Annotated in this window: 2 protein-coding genes; both read left to right on the top strand. The window is 33.7% G+C overall.

Features of this window, described 5'->3' with window-relative positions:
• Positions 1–164: 164 nt before the first annotated feature.
• The gene (locus ACKI67_RS09915) at positions 165–1,835 is read left to right on the top strand and encodes a glutamate--tRNA ligase (protein WP_407463370.1); all 1,671 of its coding nucleotides are present in this window, start codon (positions 165–167) and stop codon (positions 1,833–1,835) included.
• A gap of 311 nt (positions 1,836–2,146) precedes the next feature.
• The coding region (locus ACKI67_RS09910) for a hypothetical protein (protein ID WP_407463369.1) at positions 2,147–2,760 on the top strand (614 nt) is incomplete at its 3' end.

The following is a 2,760-nucleotide window of genomic DNA, read 5'->3' as shown; positions in this document are numbered from 1 at the left end:
TTATTTGATTTTATTTTAAAATTTTCATGTTTTTTATAGTAATATTTTTAATAAATAGATTATATATTTAGTAATGTATATTTTTATAACTAATTTAATCGTAAACTGAGATATAGTTTAATCATTATAATAATTAGTTTTATCATGTTATAAGATGTGTTTTTATGGATGAATTAGAAGAAATTGTATTTAAACATGCATTATTGAATGCTGCTAAACATAAGGGAAGTGCAAACCCTGGAGCGGTTATGGGTTCCATCATGAGCAGTGAACCTGAACTCCGCCCAAGAGCAAAGGAAATAGGACCTTTGTCCGGTAAGATTGTAGCTCAAGTGAATGCACTTTCTCCAGAAGAGCAGAAGGCAAAGATGGAAGAGTTGGGAGTTGCTGTTGAAGAGAAAAAACAGAAAAAGGAAGAAGGATTGCCAAAGCTTCCAGGTAAAAACAAGGATGTTGTAATGCGTTTTGCACCAAACCCAAGTGGTCCATTGCATATTGGACATGCAAGGGCGGCTATTCCAAATGGGGAATATGTAAAGAAATGCGGTGGAAAGTTCATATTGAGAATAGAGGATACAGATCCAAAACGTATTTACGAACCTGCTTATGAATTGATTCAGGAAGATTTGAAATGGTTAGGAATTGAGCCTGATGAAGTATACTATCAAAGTGACCGTTTTGAAATCTATTATCAATATGCTGAAGAGCTAATCAAACGTGGAGCAGCATATATGTGTACCTGTGATGGTGGAGAGTTCAAAAAGCTTAAGGACAGTTGCCAAGCTTGCCCATGCAGAGACAATACTGTAGAGGAGAATATGGAACTTTGGAAAAAGTTCCCTGAAATGGAAGCAGGTGAGGCAGTACTTAGAATTAAAACTGATATAAATCATAAGAATCCAGCTATTCGTGATTGGGTAGCAATGAGGATTGTTGAAGAGGAACACCCAAGATTAGGCACAAAATACAGAGTCTATCCTATGATGAACTTCTCTGTATCTGTAGATGACCATTTGCTTGGAATGACTCATGTATTGAGAGGAAAGGACCACCTTGCAAACAGTGAAAAGCAAAAGTATCTTTACCAGCATATGGATTGGGAAGTTCCTGAATTTATCCATTATGGCAGATTGAAGATGGAAGATATCGCTTTAAGTACCTCCAAAGCTATGGCAGGAATAGAAGATGGTACCTATAGCGGTTGGGATGATCCAAGACTTGGAACCTTGAAAGCTATTGCAAGAAGAGGGATCCAACCTGAAACAATCACTCAATTGATGGTTGAAATAGGCATCAAGATGTCTGATTCAGCAATAAGTTGGAAAAAGATTTATGGATTGAATAGAAACATCATTGAGGAAAAGGTAAACAGATATTTCTTTGTAGGAGATCCTGTAAAGATAGACATTGCTGATGTCCCTGAAGAGGATTTGGGATTAAGCATCGAAAGACCATTGCACCCTGACTTTGAGGAAAGGGGCAACAGGACTCTTGTATTCGATAAGGAAGTTTACATTCCAAAAGCGGACTTTACCGATGGAATCAGTCGTTTGATGGATGCTGTGAATGTTGAAATCAAAGACGGCAATGCTGCATTCCACAGCAAATCCTTTGAAGATGCAAGAGAAGCTAAAGCAAGAATCATTCAATGGGTTCCAACTGATGCTATCAAGGCTAAGGTTGTTATGGATGATGCTTCCATCACTGAAGGTCTTTGTGAACTTGATTGCAAAGACTTGAAAGTAGGAGATATTGTACAATTCGAAAGATTCGGATTTGCAAGACTTGATGAAATCAAGGACGATGAATTGATTTTCTATTATGCTCATAAATAGAGCATAATCTTTTTTCTTTTTTTAATTTTTTTTCTATTTTTCTAATCATTTATTCAATTTAACTATTTTTCTTTTTTTCACTTTTTTCATTACCCATAACTCAAGTCATTACCATAGCAAATCATTGAATTCTGGTAAAATTGCATAGTTATAAAATTATTCCACAAAAAATATAAAAAAGAGGATAAATAAATAATTTTAATAATTATTTAATAATTACATATAATTTTTTCATTTAGATAAATTATTCAAGCTCAGATTTTCGCACTTAGAAAATCATGATAAAAAATATTTTATGAGCAGTGATATTAATGGAAGATATGGTTGATAGAGTAATTAAATTGGAATTAGATGAGATTGAAACATATGGATTTCCGCTGGATGAGGTTTTTGCTCTTGAAATTAATCATGATAATGTAAAATACTGTCTCATAATTAAACTTGCTTCAAACAATAAAAATTTGATTTGTTTTGGGCCTGGGGCATTTCAAAGAGATCAAAGAACATCTGATGGGAAATTACTAACTCCTCCTTTCTTTAGCCGGTGGAAATGGCATAAATATTTTAAAGAATCCTTTATTTCTTATGCAGACCCTATTTTCTTCTATGATGAAGAAATTAAAGTAGGATGGTTTGTTGGCACAAAAGATACTTGGTATTTGGAAGTCGTCTCCCAAATCATTAAAAAAATAGCTATTAATCAACAGATAAAAAATGATAATATACTATTTTTCAGCAGTTCTGCAGGAGGATTTGCATCAATTTGTCTTGGAACTCTCATAAAAGGTTCTAAAGTTCTTGTAAACAACACCCAATTTAATGTTTTGCATTATAAAAAAATTCATGTGGACCCTCTTTTTGAATTTTTACAAAAGGATTTTCCTGATTTAAGCAGGTCTCAAATAGAGGAACATCTAAAATACAG

It is taken from the genome of Methanobrevibacter sp. (genome assembly GCF_045577275.1).
In the GTDB taxonomy this organism is placed as follows: domain Archaea; phylum Methanobacteriota; class Methanobacteria; order Methanobacteriales; family Methanobacteriaceae; genus Methanobrevibacter.
This window is presented reverse-complemented; position numbering and strand designations above follow the sequence as displayed.

Coding starts and splice junctions, on each gene's coding strand:
- ACKI67_RS09915 (WP_407463370.1), top strand. CDS start 165: ATGGATGAATTAGAAGAAATTGTATTTAAACATGCATTATTGAATGCT.